This window comes from Pedobacter lithocola, assembly GCF_042650845.1.
In the GTDB taxonomy this organism is placed as follows: Bacteria; Bacteroidota; Bacteroidia; order Sphingobacteriales; family Sphingobacteriaceae; genus Pedobacter; species Pedobacter lithocola.
Window position 1 is genome coordinate 1 of sequence record NZ_JBHSBW010000019.1, and the last position, 688, is coordinate 688.

Consider the following 688-nt stretch of genomic DNA (forward strand, 5'->3'; position numbering starts at 1 on the left):
AAGAGCTCATATCGACGGGGAGGTTTGGCACCTCGATGTCGGCTCGTCACATCCTGGGGCTGGAGAAGGTCCCAAGGGTTCGGCTGTTCGCCGATTAAAGTGGCACGCGAGCTGGGTTCAGAACGTCGCGAGACAGTTCGGTCCCTATCTGTTGTGGGCGTAGGAATTTTGAGTGGGGCTGACCTTAGTACGAGAGGACCGGGTTGGACTAGCCTCTAGTGAATCTGTTGTTCCGCCAGGGGCATTGCAGAGTAGCTACGCTGGGAATAGATAAGCGCTGAAAGCATCTAAGTGCGAAACTAGCCACGAGATGAGAATTCCATATAGGACCGTAGAAGACTACTACGTTGATAGGTTACAGATGTAAAGGTGGTGACATCACAGTCGAGTAATACTAATCATCCGAAGCTTTCAAAGCAAACAGACTGTTGTTTGTTCTTCAAAACTTAACTTCTTTCAATAATGTTTAAGGTTTAAGGCGAAAGGCTTAAGGTTTAGGGTTTACCCCCCACCTTAAAACCCTCTACCTTCTACCTTTATAAAATATTTAGGTGCCTATATCGGTGGTGTCCACCTCTTCCCATTCCGAACAGAGAAGTTAAGCCCACCAGAGCCGATGGTACTGCGGTAACACGTGGGAGAGTAGGTCGGTGCCAAATCTTAAAAGCCCCCAAAAGGCTCTTAAATA

2 rRNA genes are annotated in these 688 nt (G+C 48.0%); both read left to right on the forward strand.

Annotated features, from left to right (window positions below):
• A 23S ribosomal RNA gene (locus ACFOWA_RS20590) occupies positions 1–418 on the forward strand; the annotation flags it as partial.
• 129 nt (positions 419–547) lie between these two features.
• A 5S ribosomal RNA gene (gene rrf, locus ACFOWA_RS20595) occupies positions 548–659 on the forward strand.
• Positions 660–688 lie beyond the last annotated feature (29 nt).